This window comes from Streptacidiphilus fuscans (assembly GCF_015690355.1).
Classification (GTDB): Bacteria; Actinomycetota; Actinomycetes; order Streptomycetales; family Streptomycetaceae; genus Streptacidiphilus; species Streptacidiphilus fuscans.
In genome coordinates, this window is sequence record NZ_JADPRT010000002.1 from 708290 (window position 1) to 733529 (window position 25240).

24 protein-coding genes, 1 tRNA gene and 1 riboswitch are annotated in these 25240 nt (G+C 70.6%); of the genes, 9 read left to right on the forward strand and 16 right to left on the reverse strand.

Annotated features, from left to right (window positions below):
• Nucleotides 1-36: 36 nt before the first annotated feature.
• Entirely contained in the window at nt 37-1197 is a 1161-nt protein-coding gene (locus I2501_RS06845; protein WP_196192898.1) for a cystathionine gamma-synthase, read from the reverse strand.
• A 97-nt stretch (nt 1198-1294) separates the two neighbouring features.
• Complete coding sequence (locus tag I2501_RS06850; RefSeq protein WP_196192899.1) at nt 1295-2038, reverse strand: aminoglycoside 3'-phosphotransferase; 744 nt, start codon at nt 2036-2038, stop codon at nt 1295-1297.
• Nucleotides 2039-2149: 111 nt separating this feature from the next.
• On the opposite strand from I2501_RS06850, the gene I2501_RS06855 reads away from it, so the two are divergent.
• Nucleotides 2150-2356: a hypothetical protein gene (locus I2501_RS06855; RefSeq protein WP_196192900.1), complete on the forward strand. Its 207-nt coding sequence runs from the start codon at nt 2150-2152 to the stop codon at nt 2354-2356.
• 30 nt (nt 2357-2386) lie between these two features.
• On the opposite strand, the gene I2501_RS06860 is transcribed toward I2501_RS06855, so the two are convergent.
• Complete coding sequence (locus tag I2501_RS06860) at nt 2387-3022, reverse strand: DJ-1/PfpI family protein (RefSeq protein WP_196192901.1); 636 nt, start codon at nt 3020-3022, stop codon at nt 2387-2389.
• Nucleotides 3023-3080: 58 nt separating this feature from the next.
• A complete protein-coding gene (locus I2501_RS06865; protein WP_196192902.1) occupies nt 3081-4088 on the reverse strand; it encodes a GlxA family transcriptional regulator in 1008 nt (335 codons plus the stop codon).
• A gap of 117 nt (nt 4089-4205) precedes the next feature.
• Between I2501_RS06865 and I2501_RS06870 the strand changes: the two genes are divergently transcribed.
• Nucleotides 4206-5231, forward strand: a complete 1026-nt coding sequence (locus tag I2501_RS06870; protein ID WP_196192903.1) for a septum formation family protein — start codon at nt 4206-4208, stop codon at nt 5229-5231.
• A 66-nt stretch (nt 5232-5297) separates the two neighbouring features.
• Here I2501_RS06870 and I2501_RS06875 read toward each other — a convergent pair whose 3' ends face one another.
• Complete coding sequence (locus I2501_RS06875; protein ID WP_196192904.1) at nt 5298-6509, reverse strand: L,D-transpeptidase; 1212 nt, start codon at nt 6507-6509, stop codon at nt 5298-5300.
• A 194-nt stretch (nt 6510-6703) separates the two neighbouring features.
• Nucleotides 6704-7048: a hypothetical protein gene (locus I2501_RS06880; protein ID WP_196192905.1), complete on the reverse strand. Its 345-nt coding sequence runs from the start codon at nt 7046-7048 to the stop codon at nt 6704-6706.
• A 113-nt stretch (nt 7049-7161) separates the two neighbouring features.
• Here I2501_RS06880 and I2501_RS06885 point away from each other — a divergent pair, with 113 nt between their 5' ends.
• Nucleotides 7162-7410: a hypothetical protein gene (locus tag I2501_RS06885; protein ID WP_196192906.1), complete on the forward strand. Its 249-nt coding sequence runs from the start codon at nt 7162-7164 to the stop codon at nt 7408-7410.
• Nucleotides 7411-7817: 407 nt separating this feature from the next.
• Here the strand turns inward: I2501_RS06885 and I2501_RS06890 are convergent, their stop codons facing one another.
• A complete protein-coding gene (locus tag I2501_RS06890) occupies nt 7818-9209 on the reverse strand; it encodes a cystathionine beta-synthase (RefSeq protein ID WP_196192907.1) in 1392 nt (463 codons plus the stop codon).
• A gap of 301 nt (nt 9210-9510) precedes the next feature.
• Between I2501_RS06890 and I2501_RS06895 the strand changes: the two genes are divergently transcribed.
• From I2501_RS06895 to I2501_RS06905, 3 genes are all read left to right on the forward strand, one after another.
• Nucleotides 9511-10641: an SGNH/GDSL hydrolase family protein gene (locus tag I2501_RS06895; RefSeq protein WP_196192908.1), complete on the forward strand. Its 1131-nt coding sequence runs from the start codon at nt 9511-9513 to the stop codon at nt 10639-10641.
• An 89-nt stretch (nt 10642-10730) separates the two neighbouring features.
• Nucleotides 10731-11951, forward strand: a complete 1221-nt coding sequence (locus I2501_RS06900) for an acetyl-CoA C-acetyltransferase (protein WP_196192909.1) — start codon at nt 10731-10733, stop codon at nt 11949-11951.
• A 296-nt stretch (nt 11952-12247) separates the two neighbouring features.
• Nucleotides 12248-12973: a hypothetical protein gene (locus I2501_RS06905; RefSeq protein ID WP_328806244.1), complete on the forward strand. Its 726-nt coding sequence runs from the start codon at nt 12248-12250 to the stop codon at nt 12971-12973.
• Between the two features lie 148 nt (nt 12974-13121).
• Here I2501_RS06905 and I2501_RS06910 read toward each other — a convergent pair whose 3' ends face one another.
• Nucleotides 13122-13418, reverse strand: coding sequence for a hypothetical protein (locus I2501_RS06910; RefSeq protein WP_196192911.1), 297 nt, complete (start codon nt 13416-13418; stop codon nt 13122-13124).
• 140 nt (nt 13419-13558) lie between these two features.
• Here I2501_RS06910 and I2501_RS06915 point away from each other — a divergent pair, with 140 nt between their 5' ends.
• The gene (locus I2501_RS06915) at nt 13559-13783 is read left to right on the forward strand and encodes a DUF4287 domain-containing protein (RefSeq protein WP_215909383.1); all 225 of its coding nucleotides are present in this window, start codon (nt 13559-13561) and stop codon (nt 13781-13783) included.
• 61 nt (nt 13784-13844) lie between these two features.
• Here the strand turns inward: I2501_RS06915 and I2501_RS06920 are convergent.
• A tRNA-Leu gene (locus I2501_RS06920) sits at nt 13845-13926 on the reverse strand.
• 272 nt (nt 13927-14198) lie between these two features.
• Between I2501_RS06920 and I2501_RS06925 the strand changes: the two genes are divergently transcribed.
• Both I2501_RS06925 and I2501_RS06930 read left to right on the forward strand, forming a co-directional pair.
• Nucleotides 14199-15017 (forward strand): ABC transporter ATP-binding protein, encoded by an 819-nt coding sequence (locus I2501_RS06925; RefSeq protein ID WP_196192913.1) that lies wholly within the window; start codon nt 14199-14201, stop codon nt 15015-15017.
• A gap of 32 nt (nt 15018-15049) precedes the next feature.
• Entirely contained in the window at nt 15050-17602 is a 2553-nt protein-coding gene (locus tag I2501_RS06930; RefSeq protein ID WP_196192914.1) for an ABC transporter permease, read from the forward strand.
• Between the two features lie 166 nt (nt 17603-17768).
• Here I2501_RS06930 and I2501_RS06935 read toward each other — a convergent pair whose 3' ends face one another.
• From I2501_RS06935 to I2501_RS06965, 7 genes are all read right to left on the reverse strand, one after another.
• A complete protein-coding gene (locus I2501_RS06935) occupies nt 17769-19148 on the reverse strand; it encodes an NAD(P)/FAD-dependent oxidoreductase (protein ID WP_196192915.1) in 1380 nt (459 codons plus the stop codon).
• A gap of 374 nt (nt 19149-19522) precedes the next feature.
• Nucleotides 19523-20437 carry a Ppx/GppA phosphatase family protein gene (locus tag I2501_RS06940; RefSeq protein WP_215909384.1) on the reverse strand — a complete coding sequence of 305 codons (915 nt, stop codon included), beginning with the start codon at nt 20435-20437 and terminating at the stop codon, nt 19523-19525.
• Between the two features lie 2 nt (nt 20438-20439).
• Nucleotides 20440-21045, reverse strand: coding sequence for a DUF501 domain-containing protein (locus I2501_RS06945; RefSeq protein ID WP_196192917.1), 606 nt, complete (start codon nt 21043-21045; stop codon nt 20440-20442).
• A gap of 31 nt (nt 21046-21076) precedes the next feature.
• Nucleotides 21077-21544: a septum formation initiator family protein gene (locus tag I2501_RS06950; RefSeq protein WP_328806245.1), complete on the reverse strand. Its 468-nt coding sequence runs from the start codon at nt 21542-21544 to the stop codon at nt 21077-21079.
• Nucleotides 21545-21678: 134 nt separating this feature from the next.
• The gene (gene eno, locus I2501_RS06955; RefSeq protein ID WP_196192919.1) at nt 21679-22959 is read right to left on the reverse strand and encodes a phosphopyruvate hydratase; all 1281 of its coding nucleotides are present in this window, start codon (nt 22957-22959) and stop codon (nt 21679-21681) included.
• A 186-nt stretch (nt 22960-23145) separates the two neighbouring features.
• The gene (locus I2501_RS06960) at nt 23146-23901 is read right to left on the reverse strand and encodes a LysM peptidoglycan-binding domain-containing protein (protein ID WP_196192920.1); all 756 of its coding nucleotides are present in this window, start codon (nt 23899-23901) and stop codon (nt 23146-23148) included.
• A gap of 3 nt (nt 23902-23904) precedes the next feature.
• Nucleotides 23905-24054, reverse strand: a riboswitch (cyclic di-AMP (ydaO/yuaA leader).
• A 297-nt stretch (nt 24055-24351) separates the two neighbouring features.
• Complete coding sequence (locus tag I2501_RS06965) at nt 24352-25233, reverse strand: GntR family transcriptional regulator (protein ID WP_196192921.1); 882 nt, start codon at nt 25231-25233, stop codon at nt 24352-24354.
• Between the last annotated feature and the right edge of the window lie 7 nt (nt 25234-25240).

Below are 25240 nucleotides of genomic sequence, written 5' to 3' on the forward strand. Positions count from 1 at the left end.
CCCGACGTCCGGTAGCGCGTCCTCGACCCGTGGGCGTCAGCCCAGCGCGCGCTGCAGGTCGCCCAGCAGGTCGTCGACGGACTCGATGCCGACGGAGAGGCGGACCAGGTCGGCCGGGACCTCCAGCTGGGAGCCGGCGGCGGAGGCGTGCGTCATCCGACCCGGGTGCTCGATCAGCGACTCCACGCCGCCCAGCGACTCGCCGAGGGTGAAGAGCTGAGCGCGGTTGCAGACCTCGACCGCCGCCTCCTCGCCGTCCCGGTGCCGGAACGACACCATGCCGCCGAAGGCGCGCATCTGCTTGGCGGCGATCTCGTGGCCGGGGTGCTCGGGCAGGCCCGGGTAGAGCACCTGGGCGACCTTCGGGTGGCCGGTCAGGAACTCCGCGATGCGGGCGGCGTTCGCGCTGTGACGGTCCATCCGGACGCCCAGCGTCTTGATGCCGCGCATCACCAGCCAGGCGTCGAACGGCCCGGCGACGGCACCCATCGCGTTCTGGTGGTACGTCAGTTCCTCACCGAGCGCGGCGTCGTCGGTGACCAGGGCGCCGCCGACCACGTCGGAGTGGCCGCCCATGTACTTGGTGGTCGAGTAGACGACCACGTCCGCGCCGAGCGCCAGCGGCTGCTGGAGGTAGGGGCTGGCGAAGGTGTTGTCGACGACCAGCAGCGCGCCGGTCTCGTGCCCGATGTGGGCGAGCGCCGCGATGTCCGCGATGCCGAGCAGCGGGTTGCTGGGCGTCTCGGTCCAGATCACCTTGGTGTTCGGGCGGATCGCGGCGCGCACACTGGCCGGGTCGTGGGTGTTGGCGACGGACCACTCGACGCCCCAGCGGCTCAGCACCTTGGAGAAGAGGCGGAAGGTGCCGCCGTAGGCGTCGTTCGGGATGACGATGTGGTCTCCGGGCTTGGTGACCGTGCGGAGCAGGGTGTCCTCGGCCGCCAGACCGGACGCGAAGGCGAGGCCCTTCCGGCCGCCGTCCAGCGCGGCGAGGTTCTCCTCCAGCGCGGTGCGGGTGGGGTTGGCGGAGCGGCTGTACTCGTAGCCGCCGCGAAGGCCGCCGACGCCGTCCTGCTTGTAGGTGGAGACCTGGTAGATGGGGGTGACCACCGCCCCGGTCTGCGGGTCCGCCTCCTGACCGGCATGGATGGCCAGGGTCTCGAAGGCGTAGTGCTGGTGCTCGCTGTGCTCGCTCATGAGGCCTGAGCGTAGTCGGGGTGGACCCGGTACCGCCTGATCTCAGCAGACCACGACGGTGTGGGTCCGGCCAGGTCCACGAGGCCGGGCCGGGGCCTCAGGTCGACTCCCAGACGCGGCGGTAGAACGCGGTGCGCTCCGGGTCGGCAGCGACGCCGTAGGCGTCGAGCAACAGGGCGTCCCATCCGGGGCCGTAGTTCCACTCCAGGCTCCAGGTCGCGACGGCCAGGTCGGCCCAGCGGTCGGCGACGCCCAGGCAGTCGAGGTCGACGTGCGCGGAGAAGCTGCCGTCCGGGTGGATGAGCGTGTTGGGCGAGCAGGGATCACCGTGGCAGACCACCAACCGGTCGACCGGCGGCGCGTCGGCGAGCTCCGGACGGTCGGCCGGGTCGACGCCCGCTTCGGCGAGCCGGTCCGCGACGGACCAGGAGAAGGGGCAGTCGTCGACCGGCAGCCGGTCGTGCAGCGCGCGCAGCCCGACCCCGATGGCGCGGACGGCGGTGGCCGGGTCGGCCAGCCAGCGCGGCGCGACCGCGCTCTCCCCCGGCAGCCCCGCGGTGACCAGCCACGCGCCGTCGGCGTCCGCGCCCGCGTCCAGCACCCTCGGCACGGTCGTGTAGCGGGCGGCCCAGCCCAGACGCGCGGCCTCCGCGTCGAACCCCAGGCCGGATCCCGCCGGGGCCCACTTCACGAAGGTCCGCGTCTCGTCCTGGCCGAGCTGGAAGGTCAGCCCGCCGGCCTCGTTGCGCCACACCGGCGTGACCGGCCGGTCACCGGCGAGCTCCGCGACGGGTGCGGGAACGGGGACGGATCGGGGCGGCGGCCCGGAGTGGACGGTCATGACCGCATCGTGCGCGCACTGCCCCTGTCGATCCACCGATTTCCGTGCGCCCGGCCCCGATCCTCCGACGGCCCCTCGACGCGTGCCACAGAATGTGCCACGCTATGAGGCATGACCACATCGATCGAAGAACTCATGCAGAACGCGGTCGACACCCGTCGCGTCGCCCAGACGGCGATCGCCCTGGCCGTCCGCGAGGCCCGCGCCGCGGACTGGTCCTGGGACCGCATCTCCGCCGCGCTCGGCGGCTCCCCCAACGGCGAGACCCTGCGCCGCAACTTCGGCGGCGGGTCCGGAGGCCGCCCGGAGCAGGCCTGATCCGGGCGTCGGCCGGTGATCAAGCGGTGGTCAGCCGGTGATCGCCAGATTGTTGGCGCGCAGCAGCTCCACGATCTCGGCCGGGGCCTTGGCGACCGAGCCCGCGTCGTACGGGGGCTCCGGGTCGTACTCGGTCAGCAGCTGGATCTGCTGCGCGACCCGCTCCCCCGCGATCCTCCCGACCAGCGTCAGCGCCAGGTCGATCCCCGAGGAGACGCCCGCGGCCGTGGCGTACTTGCCGTCGAGCACCACCCGCTCCGAGGTCGGCAGCGCGCCCAGGCTGCCCAGCAGCTCCAGGGCGTTCCAGTGCGAGGTGGCTGCCCGGTCCTTGAGCAGCCCGGCCGAGGCCAGCAGCAGCGAGCCGGTACAGACGGAGGTGGTCCACTCCGTCGTGGCGTCGACCCGGCGGATCCAGTCCAGCAGGACGGGATCGGACAACGCCTCCCGCGAGCCAGGTCCGCCCGGGACGAGCAACAGGTCGGCCGAGTCCACCTCGTCGAGCGTCGCGTCCGCGACCAGTGCGAGGCTGCCGCGGTCGGCGCGCACCTCGCCACGCTCCGCGGCGACGAAGACGACCTCGGCGCCGGGAACGCGCGCCAGGATCTCGTAGGGGCCCACCGCGTCGAGCGAGGTGAAGCGATCGAACAGCAGGATGGCGATCTTCATCGGAGTTCTTCCTCTCAGCCGGGAATTCTCGTACAGCTCGGTTCTGGTGCAGTTGCCTTCAGCAGGCCGACGCACTCGGGTGCAGCGGACGGAAGCGGCGGCGGTACTCGGCGGGCGAGACGGCCAGCGTGCGGACGAAGGCGCGGCGCATCGCCTCCGAGGTCCCGTAGCCGCAGGCGCGGGCGACGGACTCGACCGCATCGTCGGAGTCCTCCAACCGTCGTCGGGCCGCCTCCAGGCGGACGCCGTCCACATAGCGGCCGGGCGTCTGCCCCGCCTCCGCCGCGAAGGCGCGGGCGAACTGACGGGGCGACAGCGACGCGCGCCGGGCCAGCTCCTCGACCGACAGGTCGGCCTCCGGATGCTCGGCGATCCACTGCTGGACCTCACGCAGCGGCTGCCGCTCGGCGAGCTGGGCGGCAAGCTGGGTGCTGAACTGGGCCTGTCCGGCGGGGCGGCGCAGGAACATCACCAGGTGCCGGGCAACCTGGAGCGCGGCCTCCCGGCCGAGGTCCTCCTCGACCAGCGCCAGGGCCAGGTCGATGCCCGCCGTCACCCCCGCCGAGGTCGCCACCGATCCGTCGCGGACGTAGATCGGCTCCGGGTCCACCTCGACGTCGGGGAACCGCCGGGCCAGGTCGGCGCAGTGGGACCAGTGCGTGGTCGCCCGACGTCCCGCCAGCAGGCCCGCCTCCGCGAGCAGGAACGCTCCGGTGCAGACCGAGACCACCCGCTCCGCCCCGGCCGCGAGTTCGCGGATCCGGGCAACCAGCGCGCTCTCGGGCTCGCGCGTCCCGCGCCCGCCGGGGACGACGAGCGTGTGCGGCGACTCGACCTCCGGGCTCGCCAGATCCGCGTCGGGCAGCAACCGCAGCCCGCTGCTCGCGCGCACCGGGCCGCCGCCCAGCGAGGCGGTCACCACCCGGTACGCGTCGGACCGCCCGGCGGCCGGACCGCCGCCGGAGAAGACCTCCAGCGGACCGGTGACGTCCAGGCTCTGGACGCCGTCGAAGAGCACCAGCAGAACGGTGCGCGTCCGCGTGTCCGCGGGCCTGGTGGTTGCCATGGAAAAAGCCTGCACCGGCCGGCCGATGGCAGCAATGACGAGAATCCCACCTTTCCTGCCATGGCCAGTGTGGCCGAGTGTTCGATCCGGTCCGGGGCCATCGGCTAGTCTCACGCGGTGACCCTGACTCCCGCCCCGCCGGCCGCCGGGCAGCCGACCCTTCCGGTCGCACGCCCCAGGACCAGCGCCGCCGCTGTCATCGCCCTGATCGCCGGGGTGCTGGCTCTGGTCCCGGTGGCTGTCGTACTGGGGATCGTCGCGCTCTTCCGTACCCAGCGTCGGGGACTGCGCGGCAAGCGGCTCGCGGTCGTCGCCCTCTCGTTCAGCGCGGCGTGGACCGCGCTGGCCATGATCGGGATCATCGCAAGCGCGGCCTACGTCGGGTCGCAGTCCGGACCGATAGAGACCTTCGCGACCGGCACCTGCTTCACCTACACCGACAGCGTCGACGCCAACTCGGGGATCGACGTCATCGGCTGCGACGCGCGCCACGACGGTGAGATCGTCGGCGTCTACGGCCTGGGCGGCAGCTTCCCCGGCACGTCGGCGTCCGAGGTGCAGTCCGTGCTCGGCTGCGTCCGCACGGCGGCCCAGGAGATCGCCGACCCCGGCGGGTTCGGGACGGCGGCCCGGCTCAACGTCTACTTCCCGCCGTCACAGTCGGCGTGGGACTCCGGCTTCCGCTCGGCCACCTGCGTGCTCACCAACGCCGACGGCAGCCAGTTCTCCGGCGACGCGCGGGACGGGAGCAGGCTGACGGCGCAGCAGAAGCAGGTGCTGGCGCTCACGGCGGAGTCGGTCCTGCTGCGGATGAAGCTCGACTACCTCCCCGGCGCGCACTGGCAGATCGCCGCGCCCCTGGAGTCCCGCCTGGCCGCGGTGGACCGCAGCGAGGCGTCCGCGCTGCGGGGCCTCGCGGCCCAGGCCCCCGGCGGCGCGGGTTCGGACGGCCTTCCGTCGCTCCTCACCGCGCTGGCGGACACGGAGTCCGCGGAGGCGGGCCACGCGAGCGTGAACGCGACGGTGGCGACGAACGCGTCAGCGTGGCAACAGATCTCCGACGCGCGCAACGCCACGGACCAGACCGCGGAGAACGCGTACGCGGACCTCCGCACGGGTCTGGGGCTCAGCAACCCGGATTAGGCCCGGAGGCTGTGCTGCCGCGGGTGGTTGCAACCACCCGCGGCAGCACAGGCTCAGAGAGTGCAACTAGACCGCGCTGCCGGCCTTCCAGGAAGCCCAGTCCACGTTCCAGCCGTTGAGGCCGTTGGACGGGTCCACCGTCCGGTCGCCGGAGTTCACGACCTCGACCACGTCGCCGACGATCGAGCTGTTGTAGAACTCCGCCGCAGGCGTCTCCGGGTCGCCCGCGCCGCGCACGTCGTGGAGGCCGACGCAGCCGTGGCTGGTGTTGACGACGCCGAAGATCCCGGAGGACCAGTAGTTGCCGTGGATGAACGTGCCCGAGTTGGTCAGCCGCTGCGCGTGCGGGACGTCGGGGATGTCGTACTCGCCGCCGAGGTTGACGGTGCGTGAGTCCATCCGGGTCTGCACCAGCTTCTCGGAGATCACCATCTTGCCGCCCCACGTGGTGTGCTGGGGGCTGCCGCCGGAGATCGGGAAGGTCTGGGTGACCTTGCCGTCGCGGGTGACCGTGAGCTGATGGCTGGACAGGTCGGCGACGCTGGTCTGGCTGCGGCCGATGGTGAAGGTGGCCGTGCGGTTCTGGGTGCCGAAGCGGTCCGGTGCGCCCTGGATGTCCTTGAGGGCGAGCTTCACGGTGACCTTGGTGCCCGGCTGCCAGTACTTCTGCGGGCGGAAGTCGATGCGGTTGTCGTCGAACCAGTGGCCGACGATCTCGACGGGCGGATGCGAGGTGACCGTGATGGCCCGCTGCACCGCCTTGCGGTCGGATATCGCGTTGTCGAAGCGTATGGAGACCGGCATCCCCACGCCCACCGTCGCGCCGTCGTCCGGCGTGTAGGTGCCGACGAAGGTCTTGACGGGCTTGCCGGTGATGAATCCGGCCGCCGTCGTGCCGCTCGTGCCGGAGCTGTCCTTCGCGACGGCGGAGACCTTGTACGAGGTCAGCGACGACAGCGGAGTGTGGCTCGTCCAAGCGGTCCGCTCGGCGTTGAGCTGACCGGGTATCTGCTTGCCGTCGGGGCCGGTCAGCGCGACCGACTCCAGAGTGCCCTGGGCCACCGTCACGGTGACCGGCGCGGTCATGTCCGCTCCGGTCGTGCCGTCCTTCGGGGTGATGGTCACCGTGGCCTGGGAGGCCTTGGGTGAACTACCGCCGGACCCCGATCCGGAGCCGGAACCGGAACCGCTGCCGGTGCATGCCGCGAGCAGCAGCACCGGAGTCCCCACCATCCCGGCCACCACCGAACGCCGGGTCCACTGTGCCGCCGTCGTCATGCCGCCTCACTCCTGCCCTCGACCGTCGCTTCTCTCGCCTCTCGGCACATCACCCTAAAACGGACAATCAAGAGAAGCCCAATCCGGACTTTTCAGGCTAAGCACACCGGATCCGGCGGCAACCGGCAACAGGCGAACGGATGGTTCGACGGAGCGTCACCAACCACCCGTCCGCCGACGGCCTCGGAACGCGCCTACTCGTCGTCCTCGCCGAGCAGCTCCCAGTCCTCGTTCTCCTCGTCGTAGTCGACCGGCTGGGTCTCCCAGCCCGCCTCGGCGAGATCGACGCCGGGGATGGCCTCCAGCATCGCCACCGGGTCGATGAAGTGGGCGATCGCGCCGCTCGGGTCGACGTTGATCGCCTCGATCGCCTCGGCGCGCTCGTCGTCCTCGAGGTACTCGTCCTTCTCCACCTGCTCAAGCGCCGCTGCCTGCAGCGCCTTCTCATCCACGATCTCCGCGATCAGCTCGATCTGGAGGCGGATGTAACGCCGTCCGCCGTCGTCCGGCAGACCGGCCGCACTGCTCTCAGTAGTCATGGCCCGAGCCTATCCAAACCCGACGACGCTGATTAGCATCGTTCGCGCCGGTACTGGCATGGTCAGTGCAGGAGTACAGCGACGTACGAGTACCTCAAGGAACGGGAGCGCCCGTGGGCGGCCGTCACCTCACCACCACCGCGGTTGCAGCGGGAATCGGCATCGCCGCGTCGGTGGCGCTCACCCCCTTTGCCTCCGCCGCCGTGCAGGGCGACAACCCCGCCCACACGCAGACCATGACCACGGCGGCGGCCGCCCAGGGGACGACCCGGGAGCCGGACGCGCTCCCCTACATCGGCGGCGCGGCGGGCTTCCTGCTGGCCGGTGCCGGCCTGATCGTGATCCGCCGCAACAACGCCTGAGACACCAGGAGCGCCGCCTGACGCGGCGTCGGGCGGGCGAGGGCAAGCAGCGACGGCCAGCGAAGACCCGGGAAAACACCAGCAGGGCCGGCCCGATGGGCCGACCCTGCTGTCTCCGTCAAGTTCCCCCACCCGGGAACGCGGAGCTGGTGCCGCGGGGCCCGCCGCACCCCGTCGGCAGAGCCGACAGGGGCGGGACGACGGCGTTCCCCGCGGGCGGACGCGGCCGGCCGGGTCAGGGCCGTCCGACGCGTCCTGGTGGCCGCGGGATCCGGGAGCCGCTCCGGACCTTCGCCGCCACCACGCTCGGCATTCTTGCCGTCGAGAAGAACACTGCCGGAGCGTTGTTAACCACGTGCTGCCGGAACGTGACGCCTACGTACCGATTGAACTTATTTCTGCAACGCCTACTTCTCCGACATGAAGGTCAGCAGGTCCTGGCGGGTGACGATGCCCTGCGGCTTGCCCTCGACCAGGACCACCGCGGCGTCGGCGTGACCCAGCACCGCCATCAGGCTGGTGACGGACTCTCCGGAACCGACGACCGGCAGCGGCGCGGACATGTGCGCGCCCAGCGGGTCGTCCAGGCCGAACTTCTTGGCGAACAGACCCTCCAGCAGGTCGCGCTCCACGATGGAGCCGATGACCTCGCCCGCCATGACGTCCGGGTGACCGGCGCCCGGGGAGACGACCGGCATCTGCGAGACGCCGTACTCGCGCAGGATCTCGACCGCCTCGCCGACGGTCTCGTTCGGGTGGACGTGGACGAACTGCGGGATGCCGCCGTGCTCCAGCGCGTCCTTGCGGACCAGCACGTCCCCGGCGACGGCCTCGTCGCCGCCCTCCTCCAGGAAGCCGTAGTCCTGCATCCAGTCGTCGTTGAAGATCTTGCTCAGGTAGCCGCGGCCGGAGTCCGGCAGCAGCACCACGACGACGTCGTCCGGGCCGAGGCGCTTGGCCACCTCCAGCGCGGCCACGACGGCCATGCCGCAGGAGCCGCCGACCAGCAGGCCCTCCTCCTTGGCCAGGCGGCGGGTCATCTGGAAGGAGTCCTTGTCGGAGACCGCCACGATCTCGTCGGCGACCGTGCGGTCGTAGGCGGTCGGCCAGAAGTCCTCGCCGACACCCTCGACCAGGTACGGACGGCCGGAGCCGCCGGAGTAGACCGAGCCCTCCGGGTCCGCGCCGACGACCTTGACCTTGCCGTCGGAGACGTCCTTCAGGTAGCGGCCGGTGCCGGAGATGGTGCCGCCGGTGCCGACGCCCGCGACGAAGTGCGTGATCCGCCCGTCGGTCTGCTCCCACAGCTCGGGGCCGGTGGAGGCGTAGTGCGAGGCCGGGTTGTTGGGGTTGGAGTACTGGTCCGGCTTCCAGGCGCCAGGCGTCTCCCGGACCAGGCGGTCGGAGACGTTGTAGTAGGAGTCCGGGTGCTCCGGGGCGACGGCGGTCGGGCAGACCACGACCTCGGCGCCGTAGGCGCGCAGTACGTTGATCTTGTCAGTGGACACCTTGTCCGGGCAGACGAAGATGCACTTGTAGCCCTTCTGCTGGGCCACGATGGCCAGGCCGACGCCGGTGTTGCCACTGGTCGGCTCGACGATGGTGCCGCCCGGCTTGAGCGCGCCCGAGGCCTCGGCGGCCTCGATCATCTTCATGGCGATGCGGTCCTTCACGGAGCCGCCGGGGTTGAAGTACTCCACCTTGGCCAGGACCGTGGCGGAAATGCCTTCGGTCACCTTGTTCAGCTTGACCAGGGGGGTGTTCCCGACCAGGTCGATGATCGAGTCGTGGTACCGCACGGGGTCCTCCGCGGATGCATGACGGAAATACGCGGGACCAGTCGGTTTGTCGACCCCGCGAGAGCCAGCGTAGTAGGGGAGACTCGGTCAGGCGGAGGAGCTGGGGACTGGACACCGGGCGAACGGCGCCGGAAGAACACCGGTACAGCTGCGTCGGTACGGCTGAGTCCGAAACCCGAGCGAGTCCGTGCACGTTACCGGGTATTGACGCAGTGATGCACTGATACCGGGTCGCCCGGCCGTGCGGGACCGGCACCACCCCGCGGCCGAACGATCCGGACCGACCCACATGGGGGTGGTCATGTCTCGTGAACGAGTCGCCCGACGGATCGCCGCAGCGGCGGCCTACGGCGGAGGAGGGATCGGCCTGCTCGGCGTGGGATTCGTCGGGCTGCTGCTGGCCGAGGCGAAGATCGCCGAACACACACTGGACTCCCTCAAGGGTGAACCGCCGCACGCGGACGGCCGCTACGGGACCGCCTTCGCGGCGCAGGACGCCGAACCGCTGCGCTTCGCGGTGATCGGCGACTCCACGGCGGCCGGCTTCGGCGTCGACCGGGGCCGCGAGACGCCCGGCGCGCTGCTGGCCCAGGCGATCGCCTCGGTCGCCGAGCGCCCTGTGGACCTGATGGTCGCCGCCGCCAACGGGGTGACCTCCCAGGACCTGGCCCGCCAGGTCGACACGGTCATCCAGGCCTTCGGCCCGGGCGGTCCTGAGGTCGCGCTGATCATGATCGGCGCCAACGACGTGACCCAGATGGTGAAGCCCGCCGTCTCGGTCCGGCTGCTCGGCGACGCGCTCAAGCGGCTGCGGGCCAACGGCACCGAGGTGGTGGTGGGCACCTGCCCGGATCTCGGCACCATCGAGCCGGTACGCCCGCCGCTGCGCTGGCTGGCGCGCCGGGCCAGCCGTCAGCTGGCGGCGGCCCAGTCGATCACCGTGGTCGAGGCGGGCGCACGCAGTGTCTCCCTCGGCGACCTGCTGGGCCGCGAGTTCCGCGGTCGGCACGAGATGTTCGCCTCCGACCGCTACCACCCCTCGGCGCGCGGCTACGCGACGGCGGCGATGGCGCTGTTGCCGACGCTCTGCGCGGCGCTGGGGATCTGGCCGGAGCTCCCGGCCAAGCAGCGCGCGGAGGGCCTGCACACGCTCGCCAAGGCAGCGGCGGTCGCCGCCGGTCACGGCGGCACGGAGGTCGCCCCCGCCGGCCACTGGGCGCAGCTGCTCCGTCGGGCGCGGCGTCCGCTGAACGGCATCGGCGCGAACGGGACGCACAGCGCGCCCGGCGCATCCGGCACGCCCGGTGCAGCCGACACCCCCGGCACCCCCGGCGTATCCGGCACACCTGGCGCGGAGCCAGCCGCTCCGGAGCCGGGCGTGTCTACGTCAGACACCTCACACGTGAGCAGCGCTGACGCAACGGCTACCTGAGAGTAGCTTTCTCAGAGGCTGCCGGTGGTCTGCCTGTCCGCGGCGGCTCTCCACCCACACGTTCACTCCCCAGCAGCTCAGGAGCAACGATGCCCGAAGCCGTAATCGTCAGCGCCGCCCGTTCGCCGATCGGCCGGGCCGGAAAGGGCTCTCTCAAGGACGTCCGCCCGGACGACCTGACCGCACAGATCGTCGCCGCCGCGCTCGCCAAGGTGCCGCAGCTCGACCCGCGCGACATCGACGACCTGATGCTGGGCTGCGGCCTGCCCGGCGGCGAGGCCGGCTACAACCTGGGCCGCGTCGTCGCGGTGCAGCTGGGCATGGACCACCTGCCCGGCTGCACCATCACCCGCTACTGCTCCTCCTCGCTGCAGACCAGCCGGATGGCGCTGCACGCGATCAAGGCGGGCGAGGGCGACGTCTTCATCTCGGCCGGTGTCGAGACCGTCTCCCGGTACATCAAGGGCAGCTCGGACGGCCTGCCGGACACCAAGAACCCGCTGTTCGCCTCCGCCGAGGAGCGGACGGTGACCCGCGCCGAGGCCGGTGCGCCGATCTGGCGCGACCCGCGCGAGGACAGCGAGCTGCCGGACGTCTACATCGCCATGGGCCAGACCGCGGAGAACCTCGCCCAGGTCAAGGGTGTCACCCGCCGCGACATGGACGAGTTCGGCGTCCGCAGCCAGAACCTGGCCGAGAAGGCCATCGCCGACGGCTTCTGGGCCCGCGAGATCACCCCGGTCACGACGCCCGACGGCACGGTCGTCAGCAAGGACGACGGCCCGCGCGCCGGCGTCACCCTGGAGGCAGTCGAGGGCCTCAAGCCGGTCTTCCGCCCCGACGGCCTGGTCACCGCCGGCAACTGCTGCCCGCTGAACGACGGCGCGGCGGCCCTGGTGATCATGTCCGACACCAAGGCGAAGCAGCTCGGCCTCACGCCGCTGGCCCGGATCGTCTCCACCGGCGTCTCCGGCCTCTCCCCCGAGATCATGGGCCTCGGCCCGGTCGAGGCCTCCAAGCAGGCCCTCAAGCGCGCCGGTCTGTCGATCTCGGACATCGACCTGGTCGAGATCAACGAGGCCTTCGCGGCCCAGGTGATCCCCTCCTACCGCGACCTCGGCATCGACCTGGACCGCCTGAACGTCAACGGCGGCGCGATCGCGGTCGGCCACCCCTTCGGCATGACCGGCGCGCGCATCACCACGACGCTGATCAACTCCCTGCAGTGGCACGACAAGCAGTTCGGCCTGGAGACCATGTGCGTCGGGGGCGGTCAGGGCATGGCCATGGTGATCGAGCGACTGAGCTGACCTGGCAGGCTGGGGCGTCTCAGATTTCTCTCATAATGACCCGTTTGGGCCAATAGCACGCGGGTAAGGGTTGGGTCACGTTCCGACGCGACCCAACCCGTTTTCTTTATACAACGCTCACAACCGATCGACAGAGTGCAACCGACCGACTGCATTCCGTCGACTTCTGCGTTCCGGGCAATTCCTGCAATGTCGGACGTCACAAATTAAAAGGACATTACGCACTGCCAGGACTCGCGCCGGTGGGGCACTGTTGTCGTGACCGCTCGTACGACTCCTCGCAAGGGGTGCCTCCCGTGATCGTCCTCCTTCTCGTTCTGCTCGCGCTGGTTGCCGCCCTCGCCGCTGCCGCGTTGCTTTCCGTGCGCGCCATGTCCCGGCGCCTGGAGTCGACCGTCCGCCGCGCGGTGGGCATCGCGCTCGCCGAGGACCGGGAAAGGGAAATAGCGGAGGCCCGCACGTTCTGGGCCGAGCAGGAGGCCCGCGCCGCGGAGGATTCCCTTGACGGCGTCGACATGGACGCGGTGTCCGTGGACACGCTGGTGGCGGAGAACACCATGTTCCTGCCCGCTCCGCGCGGATTCGTCGACGAGACCGGCGAAATGGACCCGGAGTTCGCCGACGCACTGCGCTCCGCGCTGGAGGAGATGATCTCCGAGAGTGACCGCGCCCCGCTCCCCTCCCACCCGGCGCAGCCCGGGTTCGTCCCGCAGCCGACTCCCACTCCCGAGTGGACCGACCTGCGCCTGCTGGAGCTGGTCGAGGTCGGCACCGCGCTGAAGGACGTCCGTCCGGGCCCGATGGGCACGCTCGATGTGTACGTCTTCGAGGACGAGACCACCCTGTGCATCGCCCCCGGCGATCAGGCGACGGGCCGTCGCATCCGCGAGGCCGTCGCCGACGGCACCGACGTCCGCCTCCTCGGCACCTCGCGCCTCCCCGGCGCGCACGCCCTGACCTTCGCCCTCTCGGAGACGGAGACCGTCTACGTCCTGGCGGACCGGGTTGTAGCCAGCCTTTGAACTTAGGCAGAGGGGCTTGTTGCACTCACCTCAGGGGCGCGGGGAACTGCACGAGACACCACTGACATGCGGATGGCCCTGAACGTTCGGCCTGCCAGCTGCGTGGGTGGCTTGTCGCGCAGTTCCCCGCGCCCCTGGGTGATTGCAACTACAGCTCTGATACCTCGGCTATCGATGCGAGTGTCTCCGCCAGGACCCGCTCCGCGTCCCGCACCTCGCCCGCGGCCAGCGCGTGCGCCAGATCGTGCGCCGTCGCCGCGATCTGATCCCCCACCACGAACGCCCCCACGTCCGGGACCTCCCTCGGCGCGCCGGCTGCCGAAGCCATTCCGCGGGCCAGGGCCAGACCGGCCGGCGCGCAGCGCGAGAGCCTGCTCTGGGGGAGCGAGCGGAAACGGTCCGCCAAACGCTCAGCGGCAGCGACAAGGGGAGTCGGATCGAGCATGGAGCGAGCGTATCCGCGCATCAGGGATGGAGCCACGTGCCCCTGGGTACGCCAGCCTCGACGCGGACTGTTGCCATCGTCCCCACCCTGCGGCACAGTCGTGAAACGGACCGCTCCATCGGAGGCGCCTTGTGACCCTCATGTACTCCGCAGAGACCCACCAGAACCTGATCTCCCGCATCCCCGGCGTGACCGGCCGCACCATGGACGACTGGCTCCGCGCCGTCGCCGACGGCCCCTCCCTCATCCGCTGTGAGGAAAAGATCGAATGGCTCCGCCGCGAGTACGACCTCTCGTACGGCTACGCCAAGGCGATCATCCACGAGTTCGACCTGCGTCGCGCCGCCGCGCGGATGACGCACTGACCCGCCTTCCCCACCGGCGCGCCACCATGGCCTGACCATGTCAGACCATGGCGTGCACACGTGCCCGGAGCCGGATTCGAACCGGCACGGCCTGGCGGCCAGCGAGGTTTAAGCTCGCCGTGTCTGCGTTCCACCATCCGGGCGCAACCCCACGGGGAGAGCCTATCGGCAGCAGGGCGGAGCTTGCTCCCGCATGGGTGGAAGTTGACTTGATTTGCTGGACTCTGACAATTCGTCAGCCCTGAAGCAGCGCCGGAGCGGTGCGGGTCGGCGCCCTCGACCCTGACCCGCACCCTGACCCGCACCACCGCTCGGCCCTGAGGGGACCCCCGAGGAGGCGGGGGTGGGGTCATCCCGGAGAAGGAGCATCAGTCCGTTCCTCGGAGCGACTTCCGGGGCGATCGGGAGCACGAGGATGAAGAAGCGGCGACAAGCCGCCCTTCCCTCTGCTGTCCCGAACCTCGGAGATCCCACCGTGACGACCACCGCTCTGCGCACCGCCGCAGCCCGGGCCACGGACCTGTCGAAGGTCTACGGCACGGGCGACACCCGCGTCACCGCACTGGACCACGTCTCGGTGGATTTCTACCGAGGCGAGTTCACCGCCATCATGGGCCCCTCTGGCTCCGGCAAGTCCACCCTGATGCACTGCATGGCCGGCCTCGACTCGGTCAGCTCCGGCTCGGCCCGGATCGGCGAGGTCGAGCTGGGCGGCCTGAAGGACAAGCAGCTGACCAAGCTGCGCCGGGATCAGATCGGCTTCGTCTTCCAGGCGTTCAACCTGCTGCCGACGCTGACGGCGCTGGAGAACATCACGCTGCCGATGGACATCGCCGGCCGCAAGCCCGACCAGGCCTGGATGCAGCAGGTCATCGCGACCGTCGGCCTGGCCGACCGCCTCAGCCACCGGCCCAGCCAGCTCTCCGGCGGCCAGCAGCAGCGCGTGGCCTGCGCCCGCGCGCTCGCGTCCAAGCCGGAGATCATCTTCGCCGACGAGCCCACCGGCAACCTCGACTCCCGCTCCGGCGCGGAGATCCTGGGCTTCCTGCGCTCGTCCGTGCGCGACCTCGGCCAGACCATCGTGATGGTCACCCACGACCCGGTCGCCGCCTCCTACGCGGACCGCGTGGTCTTCCTCGCCGACGGCCGCATCGTCGACGAGCTGCACGGTCCCACCCCCGACGGCGTGTTGGACCGGATGCGGCAGTTCGACGCCAAGGGCCGGACCAGCTGAGGCGAGAGCCGCGAGACGAGAGCCGTTCACCCATGTTCAAGACCGCACTGCGCAACGTGCTGTCCCACAAGGGACGCCTGCTGATGACGATGCTCGCCGTCGTCCTGGGGACCGCCTTCGTGGCGGGGACCCTGGTCTTCTCCGACTCGGTCAGCACCGCGCTGAAGAACAGCCTTTCCCACAACTACGACAACGTCTCCGTCCGGGTGGACAACCAGGCCGCCGGCATCGAACGGAGCGAGAAGAACAACAACAGCGCCGCCGACCCGCTCACCACGCAGACGCTGCACCGGATCCAGGCCCTGCCCGGCACCGCCTCGGCCGTGGGAACGGTGACCGGCTTCGCCGGGATCGGCGACCCGAGCGGCAACCTGATCGGCGAGAAGGGCGGCACCAACGGCGCCAACTGGAGCCCGAACAGCGGTGGCAGCGACCCGCGCTACCCGATGGTCCAGGGCACCGGCCCGGCCTCGGCGAGCCAGGTCGCCGTCGACCAGAACACCGCCACCAAGAACGGTTTCAAGGTCGGCGACACGATCCGCGTCGCCGTCGACGGCCCGGTCATGCAGCTGACCGTCACCGGCATCTTCACCACCACCGATCCGCAGGTCTCCTCCGGCGGCTCGCTGGTGCTCTTCGACACCCCGCTGGCACAGCAGCTCTACGCCCAGCCGGGCCAGTTCGGCACCATCGACGCCACCGCCAAGCCCGGCACCAGCCAGGACGCGCTGGCCAGCGAGATCGAGCAGGTCGTCCCGCAGAGCGCCAACATCACCGTGCACACCGGCGCCCAGCTCACCGCGGACGCCAAGACGATGGTCGAGAACGGCACGTCGAACATGAAGACGGCGCTGCTGTTCTTCGCCGGTGTCGCGCTCTTCGTCGGGGTCTTCCTGATCTCCAACACCTTCACCATGCTGATCGCCCAACGCACCCGTGAGCTGGCGCTGTTGCGCGCGCTCGGGGCGAGCCGTCGGCAGGTGCGGCGCTCGGTGCTGATCGAGGCGCTGCTGGTCGGCCTCACGGCCTCGGTGGTCGGTCTCGGCGTGGGCGTCGGGATCGGCGCGGCGCTCAAGGCCTGGGCGGGCAGCAGCGGCAACCTGCCCGGCGGCGGCCTGACGGTCACCGCCTCCACCGCGGTGATCACACTGCTGGTCGGCACGGTGGTCACCTCGCTGGCGGCGCTCTTCCCGGCGCTGCGCGCCTCCCGGGTCGCCCCGGTCGCGGCGATGAGCAGCAACGAACAGCCGTCGTCGCAGCGCAGCCTGGTGATCCGGAACAGCATCGGCGGCGTGCTCGCCGGGCTCGGCATCGCCTCGGTGCTGATGGGCGTGGGCCAGGGCGGCAGCAACGGACGGGTGCCGGTCGGCCTCGGCGCCGCGCTGCTGGTACTCGGCGTCTTCGTGCTGACGCCGCTGCTCTCCCGCCCGATCATCGCGGCCACCGGCCCGCTCTTCCGCGGCCTGTTCGGGGTCAGCGGCAAGCTGGCCAAGCAGAACGCGATCCGCAACCCGCGCCGCACGGCGGCGACCGCGTCCGCGCTGACCATCGGCGTCACGCTGATCTCGGCGCTGACCGTCATCGGCACCTCGGTCAACTCGGCCGTGGCGGGCCAGGTCACCGCCAACATGAAGGCGGACTACGCGGTCGAGATGCAGATGGGCTTCCCGGTCTCCCCCGCCCTGGCCTCCGAACTCCGCAGCGCCCAGGGCGTCACGGCCACCAGCGTGCTGGACATGCAGGATCTGCAGACCTCCGGCGGCTACCTCACGGTCAGCGGCTTCGACGAGAACACCTTCGGTCAGTTGGTCGCCCCGGTGATGACCGCGGGTTCGGCGAGTTCGCTGAGCCAGGGTCAACTCCTGCTCTCGACGGACGAGGCGAACACGCGTCACCTCAGCGTCGGCAGCACGATGCAGGTGACGTACCCTAACGGCACCAGCGGCACGGTCACCGTCGGCGGCGTCTACCAGAAGAGCCAGCTGCTCGGCCCGGCGATCCTCGGCGAGCAGGCGCTCGCCCCGCACACCACGGCGCCGTACTACAACGCGGTCCTGGTGAAGTCCGACGGCGGCGCCACGCCGGCCAACGAGCAGGCCCTGCGCGACGCGACGGGCCGCAACCCGCTGGTCAAGGTCGAGTCGCAGCAGCAGATGATCGACCAGTTCAGCTCGACCATCTCGATGATGCTGACGATCCTGTACGCGCTGCTGGGCATGGCGGTCCTGATCGCCGTCCTCGGCGTGGTCAACACGCTGGCGATGTCGGTCTTCGAGCGCAAGCGCGAGCTGGGCATGCTGCGGGCGATCGGCCTGGACCGACGCGGCGTCAAGCGGATGGTCCGGCTGGAGTCGGTGGTGATCGCGGTCTTCGGGGCGGCGATGGGTGTAGCGATCGGCACGTTCCTCGCCTGGGCGGCGAACCGTCTCCTGGCGGGAGATCTGGCCGGGCTGACCACGGTCCTGCCGTGGGGCGAGTTCGCCCTCTTCATCGGGATCGGCGCGAGCGTCGGCCTGTTGGCCGCGCTCTGGCCCGCGCGGCGGGCCGCCCGACTGGACATCCTGGGCGCGATCAAGACGGACTGAGTCCAGGGGCGCGAACGCAGTCCGGACATGCCAGTGCCCCTGCTCGTCAGTGACGGGCAGGGGCACTCTTTTTACGGCAGCGGTGCCGGTTATGAGCACCACGGGCTGTGGTCCGGCGACGCTGCCGGGCTTTGGGGAGCAGCTGACCCGCGAGGGTCAGCCGGCGTCAGGCGGAGACGGTTTCCTTCGCGGCGGGAGCCGCGGGCGCAGCCGGCGCCGCAGGGAGCGTCTTCGCGGGACCAGCCGCCTCGACGAACACCTCGCGCGGCTTCTCCATCTCCACCAGGGAGACGGTCTCACGCTTGAGGAACATGGCCAGGGTCCAGTCAGCGAACACGCGCACCTTGCGGTTCATGGTGGGCACGCGGCTGCCGTGGTACAGGCGGTGGAACCACCAGGCCGGACGGCCCTTCAGCTTGTACTTGCCGAAGAGGATCGCCACACCCTTGTGCAGGCCGAGACCGGCGACCGCACCCAGGTTCTTGTGCTTGTACTCCTTCTGCGGGAAGCCCCGCATACCGGAGACCACGTTGTCGCCGAGCACGATGGCCTGACGGACGGCGTGCTGCGCGTTCGGCGGGCACCAGGCGCCCTCGCCGACGGCGAGGTCCGGCACCTGGGCGTTGTCGCCCGCGGACCAGACGTTGTCGAAGCCCTGGACCTGCAGGGTCGGCGCGGTGTCGACGTGGCCGCGCGGGCCCAGCGGGAGGCCGAAGTTGGCCAGCGCCGGGTTCGGCTTGACGCCCGCCGTCCACACGATGGTGGAGGCATCGACCTCGACACCGTTCTTCAGCACGACGTGCTTGTCGACGCAGGACTCCATCGAGGTCTCGATGTAGATCTCGATGCCGCGCTCTTCGAGCTTCTCCTTGGTCCACAGACCGAGGTCCGGGCCCATCTCGGGGAGGATGCGGTTGGCCGCCTCGACCACGATGAAGCGCATGTCCTCGCGCTTCACGTTGTGGTAGATCTTCGCCGAGTCACGAGCCATGTCCTCGATCTCGGCGATGGTCTCGATACCGGCGAAGCCGCCACCGATGACCACGAAGGTCAGCGCCTGCTTGCGCACGGCCTCGTCGGTGGTGGACTCGGCCATGTCGAGCTGGGCCACGACGTGGTTCCGGAGGCTGATGGCCTCCTCGACCGACTTCATGCCGATGCCGTGCTCCGCCAGACCCGGGATCGGGAAGGTGCGGGACACCGAGCCCATCGCGACGACGAGGTAGTCGAAGGGGATCTCGTAGGCGTCGCCGGCTGCGGGCTGCACGGTGGCCACCTTGCGGTCCTGGTCGACCGTGGTGACATGACCCGTGAGGACCTCGGCCTTCTTCAGGACGCGGCGCAGCGGGGCGACGAGGTTGCGAGGCGCGACGTTGCCGCCGGCCGCCTCGGGGAGGAAGGGCAGGTACGTCATGTACGACCGCGGGTCGACGACCGTGACGGTCGCCTCTCCGTAGCGCATCTTCTTGAGGATGCGCATCGCGGCATACAGGCCGACGTAGCCACCGCCGACAATCAGGATGCGAGGACGCTCCGTGGTGCTCATATCCGAAAGTATCCACCCCCTGCTCGCCTGGCATTTGTCGGCCTACTCACAGGGGTCTGGACAGCATCTGCTACACTTCGCGCCCCCGATCGCGCGGTCGGGGCCCCTCCTCACCCACCCCACCCGGCAGCCGTGAGAATCCGCAGCTCGACGGCCACATTGCGATTGTGTGTGCGACCGCGACGCACGACCTGGGAACGGGCGGGTCAGCCCACCGGAGCGCCTTCAGTCCCACAATTCGGACGAAGCGCCCCGAGAGGTCATCCGAGCGACGGGAACTCCATGTGAAGAAATTCACGAACATTTCCGCGCGACACGAATCCGCCCGGCCCGACACGCCCTGACGTGGGCCTGCCGGGCCTGCTGCCGGACCGTCAGAGCACCGTGCTCCAGGCGATCCCGTCGAGGATGTCGTGCTCGCTGACGACGACCTCCGAGGCCCCGGTGCGCTCCATGATCGCGAGCAGGACCAGCGCCCCGGCGGTGATCACGTCGACGCGTCCCGGGTGCATCACGGGGATCGCCGCGCGCTCCTCGTGGGTGGACCCGAGGAGCCGCTCGGTGACGGCCCGGACGTCGGCCAGCGGGATGCGGGAGTGGTGGATCGCCTCGCTGTCGTAGGCGGGCAGGCCCAGCGCGATGGCGGCCACCGTGGTGACCGTCCCGGCCAGGCCCACGAGCGTGGCGCCACGCTCCTCAAAAGGTTCAGTGAGGGGGACGACCTCGGCGGCCTGGTCCAGCGCCTTCTTGATGTCGGCGCGCATCGAGACGAAGTCGTCGCCGTGGCGCTCGGTCATCCGCACGCAGCCGATGTCGACCGAGCGGGCCGCCTCGACGCGGTCGGTGCCGAGCACGAACTCGGTCGAGCCGCCGCCCAGGTCGAAGACCAGGTAGGGGCCGTGCTCCCCGCTCAGCTCCTTGGTCGCGCCGGTGAAGGAGAGCTGGGCCTCCTCGTCGCCGCTGATGACCTCCGGGTCGACGCCGAGGATCTCGCGCACCCCGGCGGTGAACTCGTCCCGGTTCTCGGCGTCCCGGGAGGCGCTGGTGGCGACGAAGCGCAGCCGGGTGGCGCCGAGTTCGCGGATCACCGTCGCATAGTCGCGGCAGGCGGCGAAGGTCCGCTCCAGCGCCTCCGGCGCCAGGCGGCCGGTGCGGTCGACGCCCTGGCCGAGGCGGACGATCGTCATCCGCCGGTCCAGCTCGTGCAGCTCGCCCGTGGCCGGGTCGAGGTCCGCGACGAGCAGGCGGATGGAGTTGGTGCCGCAGTCGACGCCGGCGACTCGGGTCAGGCTCACGCGTTCTCTCCAGCGGCTTCGGTCTTGTCGTTCTGCGACTCGTCCACGCAGACGCACGGGCCCTTGCGCCACCACTCCGGCAGCGCGGCCAGCGCCTCGTCGCCCAGGGGGTTCACGCCGGGACCTGCGGCCAGCGAGTGGCCGACCAGCACGTGCAGGCACTTGACCCGGTCCGGCATGCCGCCGGCGCTCGGGAAGCCCTCCAGCACCTCGATGGCGTCGCGGCGGGCGATGTAGTCCTCGTGGGCCTTGCGGTAGCCGTCAGCGAGCTCGGGGTCCTCGTCGAGCCGGGCGGTCTGCTCCTTCATCATCCCGTCCGCCTCCAGGGTGCCGATCAGCGAGGCGGCCCGGGGGCAGGTCAGGTAGTAGAGCGTCGGGAACGGCGTGCCGTCCTCCAGGCGCGGGGCCGTCTCGACGACGTCCGGCAGGCCGCAGGGGCAGCGGTGGGCGACGGCGCGCAGACCGCGCGGCACCCGGCCCAGCTGGGCCTCGACGGCGGCGCGGTCGGCCTCGGACACACCGGACGCGGACGTGCCGGACGTGCCGGACGTGACGGGCGTGACGGGGGTGGACTGGGCGGGACTCTGAGGGTCGTGCGACATGTCTCTATTCTTCAATGTTTGTCTGGGTTCCTCAGCGTCCCGGCTGCGTGGTCCGGTCGGCGGAGTCGGCTGAGTCGAGCGAGCCGAGCAGGCTCTGGTACCAGGGCTGCGCCGCCGCCTGCTGCTGCGCCGAGGGCGAGGCCGTCGCGGTGGGGGTGGGCAGGACGGAGTTGAACGGGACGTCGCCCGGGAAGCCGTAGTGCAGCCGCTGCCGGGCCTGCGCCTCGACGTAGGCCGGGTCCTCCCAGCGGGCCCGCTCCCGGCGCAGCTCGTCGACCTGCTGCTGCGCCTGCTGCTGGGCGGCGCGCTGCTGGGCGATCTGCGAGCGCTGCGCGATGAACTGCCGCATCGGATACGCCAGCGCCGCGACAAGGGCGCAGACCACGAGGGCGAGCACCGCCGCACGGCCGGTCAGCTTCGGCCGCCGCCGCGCCTGCTTCGGCACCGCCTGCTTCTCCCGCTCGGCCTGCTTCTCGTGGGCCTGCCTCTGGTCGGCCACCGCCACCCTCGTCGTCCCTCCCTGGCTGTCGGGCGCTCAGACGCCCCACCGCCCCCACCCTAGAGGGTGAAGGCAGCGGGGCGTCGGAGGGAACCGGGTGAGGTTCGGTCAGCCGTTGACGACAGCTGACGACGTCAGCCGTTGAAGCGCGGGAAGGCGCCGCGGCCGGCGTACTCGGCGGCGTCGTCGAGGATCTCCTCGATGCGCAGCAGCTGGTTGTACTTGGCGACGCGCTCGGAACGGGCCGGGGCACCGGTCTTGATCTGGCCGCAGTTGGTGGCGACGGCCAGGTCGGCGATGGTGACGTCCTCGGTCTCGCCGGAACGGTGCGACATCATGCAGCGGAAGCCGTTGCGCTGGGCCAGCTCGACGGCGTCCAGGGTCTCGGTCAGCGAGCCGATCTGGTTGACCTTCACCAGCAGGGCGTTGGCGGCGCCCTCCTTGATGCCACGGGCCAGACGCTCCGGGTTGGTGACGAACAGGTCGTCACCGACCAGCTGGACCTTGTCGCCCAGCTCGGCGGTGATGGTCTTCCAGCCGTCCCAGTCGTCCTCGAACAGCGGGTCCTCGATGGAGACCAGCGGGTACGCGGCGACGAGCTCGGCGTAGTAGGCGGTCATCTCGGCGGCGGTGCGGGACTTGCCCTCGAACTGGTAGGCGCCGTCCTTGTAGAACTCGGACGCGGCGCAGTCCAGGGCCAGGGCGATGTCGCGGCCGGGGGTGTAGCCGGCCTCCTTGATCGCCTCGACGATCAGGTCCAGGGCCTCACGGTTGGAGTCGAGGTTCGGCGCGAAGCCGCCCTCGTCGCCCAGACCGGTGGAGAGGCCACGGGCCTTCAGCACGCCCTTGAGCGTGTGGTAGACCTCGACGCCCCAGCGCAGCGCCTCGGAGAAGGACTCGGCGCCGATCGGAGCGATCATGAACTCCTGGATGTCGACGTTGGAGTCCGCGTGCGAACCGCCGTTGAGGATGTTCATCATCGGGACCGGCAGCACGTGGGCGTTCGGGCCGCCCAGGTAGCGGAAGAGCGGCAGGTCGCTGGCCTCGGAGGCGGCGTGCGCGACGGCCAGGGAGACGCCCAGGATCGCGTTGGCGCCCAGCGAGGACTTGTCGGCGGTGGCGTCCAGGTCCAGCATCGCCTGGTCGATCAGCCGCTGCTCGGTGGCGTCGTAGCCGACCAGCTCCGGGCCGATCTGCTCGATGACGGCGAGCACCGCCTTCTCCACACCCTTGCCGCCGTAACGGGACTTGTCACCGTCACGCAGTTCCAGGGCCTCGAACGCGCCGGTGGAGGCGCCGGACGGCACGGCCGCGCGGCCGGTGCTGCCGTCGTCGAGGCCGACCTCGACCTCGACCGTGGGGTTGCCTCGCGAGTCGAGGATCTCCCGGGCTACGACGACGTCGATGGAGGGCACAACTGTCTCCTCATGGGGATGCGGGTTGTTACGCACTGAGCCTAGCTGCATTGTCCGCGCGAACCACTCAGGACCTTTGCACCGTCTTGACTGACGAACACCGAGGACAAAACGGACGGCGAGACGGGCGGAGCCCCTACCCGTCGGTAGGAGCTCCGCCTGCTGCACGGCGCTACGTCAGAACGGTCAGAACGAGAGCTTCTGGCCGACGAGGATCAGGTTCGGGTTACCGCCGACCGTGGCGCGGTTCTTCGCATAGAGCGCGTGCCAGCCGCCCTGGATGTCGTGGGACGCGGCGATGCCGGAGAGGGTGTCGCCCGGCTTGACGGTGTAGTCGCCGGTGCCGCCACCGGACGCGTGGCTCGGGGCGTACTGCGGCGTGCTGCTCGTCGATGTGCTGTGGTGGCGCGTCGAGTGGTGGGAGCTCGACGAGTAGGACGAGTCCGAGCTCGAAGAGTGCGACGACGAGGACGTCGAGGACGTCGAGGACGACTGGGACGACGAACCCGAGGAGCCGGAGGAGCCCGACGACGAGGTGTTGATCGCCGGGGCCGAGCCGCCCTGGCTCAGGCCGGCCTGCGGGCCGCAGACGGGCCACGCGCCGGGCCCCTGACTGGCCAGCACCTTCTCGGCGACGGCTATCTGCTGGCCCTCGCTGGCCTGGTCGGCGGTCGACGCGTAGGCGCCACCGCCGTAGGCACGCCAGGTGCTCGCGGAGAACTGCAGGCCACCGTAGTAGCCGTTGCCGGTGTTGATGGACCAGTCGCCGCCGCTCTCGCACTGGGCGACCTTGTCCCAGGTGGAGACCGAGGCGGCGTGGGCGCTGGACGCACCGAGGAGCGGGAGCGCGACGGCCGCGCCGGCCACACCGGTGGTGGTGACGATGGCCTTGGCCTTGTTGACACGGATGCGGCGATGACGGCCGGTGCCGGAGAACAGCATGGAAATGTTCCTCTCCGACGCCTGCGAGGTGAGCTGTCGGGTTCGGGCCGTGAGGTAGCCCGGGCGCTCTCGCGCCTTCACCCCTAGCCGTGAACCGAGTTCACGGCGACGTACCTGGGTCCCCCGCTCCTGTCCGGTCGTCAAGTAGACGTTGCCGCCTCGCGGTGGACAGGACTCGGCGTCCCGCATGGCGGTGTCCGCTTCCGCGAACGACACGGAGGCTAGGCAGATCTTCATACGAATCTCAACCATCGACACAGGGAGGTACGTTGGCGAACCACGCGCTTCTTCCATCGCCTGACCGGCGCTGACCTGCGGTTATGCGCCTGCCGTGACGTCAGCTCTGGTCGCATGAGGAGCTCGTGTGAGGTCCGTTACCCCGCTGTTATTTGACTTTTCGCCTTACCTGACGACGTTGCAGGTCAGCGCGTCGGCGCGGACTGACACGCGTCAACGGTCAAGCGAGATCCCGTACGGATCGCCCTGGGACCACCAGGAGTCGAAGGACGCCTGCGCGGCGTCCACGTACGCGGAATCGACGTGGTTGGGCAGCGCGTGCCGGGTCCTGACGAAGAGCGGGGTGCTCAGCCCCGTCAGATCGGCCTGCGTGCGCTGGTGGCCGCCGACTTCGACCTGACGCTCCCGCAGTTCGTACCGGCCCTCGACCACCTCGCCGTCGTTGACGAGGTAGAGCTGCGACATCGGCGGGAACGGCAGCGTCCGCGCCTCGATCAGCGGCTCACCGGCGACCAGTCGGAAGGTGTGCAGGGACATCGCGGCCGAGCGCAGCACGGTCACCTGGTCCTGCCCGATTCGTCGCAGTCGGGCGATCGGCCGGTGGTCGTCCGGATCGCCCAACACCCGTGGGAACGTCGGCAGTCCGCTGAAGTCGCAGAACAGCAGCCGCACCCGGAACTCCTCCAGCACCGGCCCGCGCCGCGCACGCAGCCCGAGCAACTGCCGTTGCAGGGCGGTGACGAAGGTCTCGGAGGTCGCGGAGAGCACGTCCACCCGGAGCCTGCCGCTGCGCACGGCACGACCGAGCCGGCGCTCCAGGACGTCGACCGCCCCCTCCTCGGGCAAGGGCTGCGGCTGCCTGCCCGGCTGCCGAGCGGCGGGGTCGGGCCGGGCGCCGGTGAGGACGGCGGGCTTGCCGGCCCGGGTGAGGATCAGGCCGTCGCGCGCGAGCGCGGTCAGCGCCTTCTGCACCGTGACCCGCGACACCTTGAGGTCCTCGGCGAGCTGCTGCGCCGAGGGCAGGGACTCGCCGGGCTGCCACGCGCCCTCGGCGATCCGCTGCTCCAACTGCTCCTGCACGCGCTTCGACACCATCGGAGCA